At 74.6% G+C, this 4,481-nt stretch carries 7 protein-coding genes; 2 read left to right on the top strand and 5 right to left on the bottom strand.

Annotation, left to right across the window (positions count from 1 at the left end; genetic code table 11):
• The 5 genes from AC0CYZ_RS21835 to AC0CYZ_RS21815 form a co-directional block, all read right to left on the bottom strand.
• A partial coding sequence (locus AC0CYZ_RS21835) for an aldehyde dehydrogenase family protein (RefSeq protein WP_472219190.1) occupies nucleotides 1–388 on the bottom strand: 388 nt, incomplete at its 3' end.
• Between the two features lie 111 nt (nucleotides 389–499).
• The gene (locus tag AC0CYZ_RS21830) at nucleotides 500–1,336 is read right to left on the bottom strand and encodes a lysostaphin resistance A-like protein (protein ID WP_472219188.1); all 837 of its coding nucleotides are present in this window, start codon (nucleotides 1,334–1,336) and stop codon (nucleotides 500–502) included.
• Nucleotides 1,333–1,740: a ChaB family protein gene (locus tag AC0CYZ_RS21825; protein WP_472219186.1), complete on the bottom strand. Its 408-nt coding sequence runs from the start codon at nucleotides 1,738–1,740 to the stop codon at nucleotides 1,333–1,335. Before AC0CYZ_RS21825 ends, AC0CYZ_RS21830 begins: the two co-directional genes overlap by 4 nt.
• A gap of 32 nt (nucleotides 1,741–1,772) precedes the next feature.
• Nucleotides 1,773–2,519 (bottom strand): HAD-IIA family hydrolase, encoded by a 747-nt coding sequence (locus tag AC0CYZ_RS21820; protein WP_472219192.1) that lies wholly within the window; start codon nucleotides 2,517–2,519, stop codon nucleotides 1,773–1,775.
• A 71-nt stretch (nucleotides 2,520–2,590) separates the two neighbouring features.
• Nucleotides 2,591–3,298: a dienelactone hydrolase family protein gene (locus AC0CYZ_RS21815; protein WP_472219185.1), complete on the bottom strand. Its 708-nt coding sequence runs from the start codon at nucleotides 3,296–3,298 to the stop codon at nucleotides 2,591–2,593.
• Nucleotides 3,299–3,409: 111 nt separating this feature from the next.
• Here AC0CYZ_RS21815 and AC0CYZ_RS21810 point away from each other — a divergent pair, with 111 nt between their 5' ends.
• Nucleotides 3,410–4,189, top strand: coding sequence for an enoyl-CoA hydratase/isomerase family protein (locus AC0CYZ_RS21810; RefSeq protein WP_472219184.1), 780 nt, complete (start codon nucleotides 3,410–3,412; stop codon nucleotides 4,187–4,189).
• Nucleotides 4,190–4,253: 64 nt separating this feature from the next.
• Nucleotides 4,254–4,481: hypothetical protein (locus tag AC0CYZ_RS21805; RefSeq protein ID WP_472219182.1), on the top strand; the 228-nt coding region annotated here is incomplete at its 3' end.

The raw sequence follows: 4,481 nt of genomic DNA, 5'->3' as shown, positions 1-4,481 counted from the left end.
CGACGACGCCGTGGGGGCCGGGGACCATGAGGTCGGTCGCCGACCAGGAGCCCTGCAGCGAGCGCCCGCGGTGCAGCGGCCCGAGCTCCGCGTACTGCTCGAGGGTGCCCGCGGCCGCCAGGACACCGCCGAGGGCGTCGTCGTAGGGGCGGCCGGTCTCGGTCTCGTTGAGCCGGGCGAGGTCCTCGGCCTGCGCGCGCAGGGCGGAGGCGGCGTCGCGGACCCGACCGGCGCGGGCCGCGGGGTCGGTGCGCGCCCACTCCGGCGCGGCGGCGACGGCGCGGGCGACGGCGTCGTCGACCTCCTCGGGCCCGGCCGGCGCCACCCGGCCGACGAGCTCGTCGGTCGCCGGGTCGCGGATCTCGATGTCGGCCGTCGCTGTCGTCACTGGTCCTGGTCCTCCGTGCTGGCCGGGGCGGAGGGGCCCTCCGCGCGAACTCCCCGGAGGAGGTGCCCGGGAGCAGCGGCGGTCACGCGTGCGCTCCGTCGCGGCGGGGGCTCAGGTGAGGAGCAGCAGGATGACGAACGAGCAGAGGTTGAACGAGGCGTGCGTGACGAAGCACGGCCAGATCGACCGGGTGCGCTCGTAGAGCACGGCGTTGAGCACCGCGAGCACGAGGACGGCGAGGAAGACGACGTTGAACCCGTGCGCGACCGCGAACACCAGGCTGGACACGATGGTCGCGACGACCGGCCCGTACCGGCGCATCGACCCGTAGCCGACCCCCCGGAAGAGCAGCTCCTCCCCCAGCGGGACGACGAGGCCGCCGAGCAGCACGACCCAGAAGGCGGCCGCGACCCCGGCGAACTGGGTCAGGGACTGCTGGGGATCGCTGTGGTCACCGGTGATCGTGATGTACACGACGATGAGCACCCGGGAGAGCAGCCAGACCCCGATGCCGAGGCCGACCGCCAGCGCGAGCGTGCGGACCGGCAGCCGCCGCAGGCCGAGCGCGCCCGGGGTGCGCACCCGCAGCGCCACCGCCACCAGCACGGCGGCGAACGCCGAGGCGGCCGAGATCGCGAGCAGTCCCGGCGCGCCGGGCAGGTGCCCGAACACCGCGTAGGCGATCCCACCGACCCCGACCTGGACCGCGACGTAGACGAGAGCACCGACGACGAACTCGATCCAGCCGAGGCGGCGTCCGTCGCGGCCGACGCCGATCCGGGGCCGCTCCGGCAGGCCGACGCCGTTGAGCCCGGCCGGGGCGTCGGGTGTGGTGCCGGCGGCAGGCGTCGTCCCGGTCTTCGGCGTCGGGCCGTCCGCGGGCGTGGTCCCGATGGCGGCCGGTTCCCCCGAGGGCTCGGTCGCCTCGCCCTCCGCGGGTCCGGTCACGAACCGTCCCGGGCCTTCCGGGTGGCCCTGTCGTTGGCCTTGCCGATCGCGTCGACGAGCTCGTCCTTGTCCATCTTCGAGCGCCCCTCGACGTCGAGCTGCTTGGCCCGCTCGTAGAGGTGGGCCTTGCTGGCGTTGGCGTCGACCCCGCCGGCCGGCTCACCGCTCGGGTCCTGCCCGCCGCTCTCGGCGCGGGAGTCCGAGGGGCCCTTGGACTCCTTGGGCTCCCAGTGGTCGCCGACCTTCTCGTAGCTGTGCTTGAGGGCCGAGTACGCCGTGCGGCTGGCCCGCTCGCCCTTGCCGTAGGTGCCCTCGGCCGACTCCTTCGCCGCCGCGTAGGTGTCGCGGGCACCCTTGGGCGAGCGCTGCAGGGTCGAGGGCAGGTCCTCGAAGTCGTCCGGCATGGGACCTGGATACCCGCTATCCGGGCGACCCGCTATCCGCGCGAGCCCACCGACAGGTGGGCCACGCTCTCCACCACCTGGTTGGGCCGGTAGGGATAACGGTCCAGTTCGGCCGCGTCGGTGACCCCGGAGAGCACCAGGATCGTGTGCAGGCCGGCCTCCATGCCCGCGACCATGTCGGTGTCCATCCGGTCGCCGATCATCGCGGTGGTCTCGGAGTGGGCCCCGATCGTGTTGAGTCCGGCCCGGATCATCAGCGGATTCGGCTTCCCGACGAAGTAGGGCTGCTTGCGCGTCGCGTGGGTGATCAGCGCGGCGACGGACCCGGTGGCGGGCAGCGTGCCCTCGGTCGACGGGCCGGTCGCGTCGGGGTTGGTGCAGATGTAGCGCGCGCCGCGCTCGATGAGCCGGATCGCCCGGGTGATCGCCTCGAACGAGTACGTGCGGGTCTCGCCGATGACGACGTAGTCGGGGTCCCGCTCGGTGAGGACGTAGCCGACCTCGTGCAGCGCCGTCGTCAGGCCCGCCTCGCCGACGACGAACGCGGTGCCGCCGGGACGCTGGTCGTCGAGGAACTGGGCGGTGGCGAGCGCGGAGGTCCAGAGGTTCCCGACGGGGATGTCGATGCCGCTCGCGCGCAGGCGCGCCTGCAGGTCGCGCGGGGTGTAGATCGAGTTGTTGGTCAGTACGAGGAAGTGCTTCCCGGCCTCGCCGAGCCGACGGATGAACTCGTCGGCCCCGGGCAGCGCGTTCTCCTCGTGGACGAGCACGCCGTCCATGTCGATGAGGTAGTGCTCGAGCTCGGGCAGCGGGTCCCCGGAACCGGGACGCAGCGGCGTCCCCGCAGCGGTCACGCCGCCCTCAGGTGCGTGTCGAAGAAGCGCAGGATGCGGCCCCAGGCGTCCTCGGACGCGTCGTGGTCGTAGCCCATGCCCAGCCGGCGGACCACGGCCTGGGCGGGGAAGCGCTCGTGGAACGAGTGACCCGCCGTCGGGTAGGTCTTGACGTCCTTCTCGACGCCGAGCGCGTCGAGCGCCGCCTCGAGCCGCTCGGGGTGGCCCTTGAGCGACACGTCGCGGGCGCCGAAGCTCGCCACGACGGGGCAGATGCCCTCGAGCTCGCGCTCGGCGTCGGTCGGGACGTGGCCGTAGTTCGGGGCGGTCGCGGCGAAGTCGTGGCGGGCGGCCGCGATCAGCGCGAACCCGCCCCCCTGGCAGAAGCCGATGACCCCGACCGTCCCGGTGCAGTCGTCGCGGTCGGCGAGCCAGCCGCGGGCGGCGTCGATGTCGTCGAACACCGGCCCCTGCCCGCTCGTCATCGCCCGGAACACCGCGGCGACGCAGCGCGGCCCGCCGCCGCGCGCGGTGTAGAGCCGCGGCGCGACCGCCACGTAGCCCGCCGTGGCCAGCCGGTCGGTGTGCTCGCGGAGGTCGTCGGTCATGCCGAAGGCGTCCTGGAGGACGACGACGCCTGGCCACGGGCCCTCCCCGAGCGGGGGCGTGGCCAGGTAGGCCTGCTGGTGCGAGCCGGCACCGGCCGGGATGTGCAGGTCGGGCACGTCGAGGTCCTCTCGGTGGGCAGCGCGGGCCGGGGACAGCGTGGCAGGCTCGCGACGCCCCGTGCAGTGTGGTCGTGGGTCCCGGCGACGTGCCGGTCGGAGGAGGAGCGCGTGGCGGAGGAACGGGTGCGGGTCGAGGTGGAGACGCCGGGCGTGGCGCGCCTGGTGCTCAGCAACGGGCCGGGCCACAACATCGTCGACTTCGAGCTCGGCCGTCAGCTCCGCGAGGCCCTCGCCGGACCGGTGCAGGGCGCCGCGGTCCTGGAGATCGTCGCGGAGGGACCGAACTTCTGCGTGGGCGGCGACGTCCGGGGGTTCGCCGCCGACCCCGAGGTCAGCCTCTCCACGCTCGCCGACGACTTCCACGCCTGCCAGCGCCTCGTCCTCGGTCTGGCCGCCCCGGTCGTCATCGGCGTCCAGGGCTGGGCCGCGGGGATCGGGCTCTCGCTGGTGCTGACCGGCGACGTCGTCGTGATGGGCGCGGGGGCACGGGTGCGGCCGGCGTACACGGCGATCGGGCTGACCCCGGACGGCGGGATGACCGCGACGCTGCCCGCCGCGGTCGGGCGGGCCCGGGCGCTGGACATGCTGCTCACCAACCGGCCCATGGGCGCCGAGGAGGCCGCGGCGGCGGGGCTCGCGTCGCGGGTCGTCCCGGACGAGGACGTGCGCGCCGAGACCGACGCCGTCGCCGCGGCCATCGCCGCCGGGCCGCCGGAGGCGCTCGCGGCCACCAAGCGGCTCGTCCGCGCGGCGGGCGGGGTGCTCACCGACGCCCACTTCGAGGTCGAGGCGAAGTCGATCGGCAACCGGGGCTTCTCGGCCGAGGGCCGCGAGGGCGTCAGCGCGTTCGTCGAGAAGCGTCGTCCGAAGTGGTCGTCGGCCACCTGAGCCGAAAATGCGGCCCTCACCGCACTTCCTGCTCACGAGCGCGGAGCGCACCTAAGCTCCCGCCGTGCGTCTGCCGCTGCGCGCCCGCCTGGTCGGGGTGCTCCGTTCCCGTCTCGCCGGATCCGTCGCCGACCTGCCGCCCGAGGAGGTCCCCGCCGCGCGCGAGCGCTCCGGGCGCATCCAGGCCGGGCCCGCGGGTCGGGTGATCGTCGGGGCGCACGACCGGCGCGTCGTCGTCGAGGACACCGAGGTCACGACGGCCGAGGCGGTCCTGCCCGTCCGCGTGTACCGG

Source organism: Actinomycetospora sp., from assembly GCF_055612215.1.
Note: the sequence above shows the minus strand (reverse complement) of the source record. Positions and strands in the feature narration are given on the sequence as shown.

Coding starts and splice junctions, on each gene's coding strand:
- AC0CYZ_RS21825 (WP_472219186.1), bottom strand. CDS start 1,740: ATGCCGGACGACTTCGAGGACCTGCCCTCGACCCTGCAGCGCTCGCCC.
- AC0CYZ_RS21820 (WP_472219192.1), bottom strand. CDS start 2,519: ATGGACGGCGTGCTCGTCCACGAGGAGAACGCGCTGCCCGGGGCCGAC.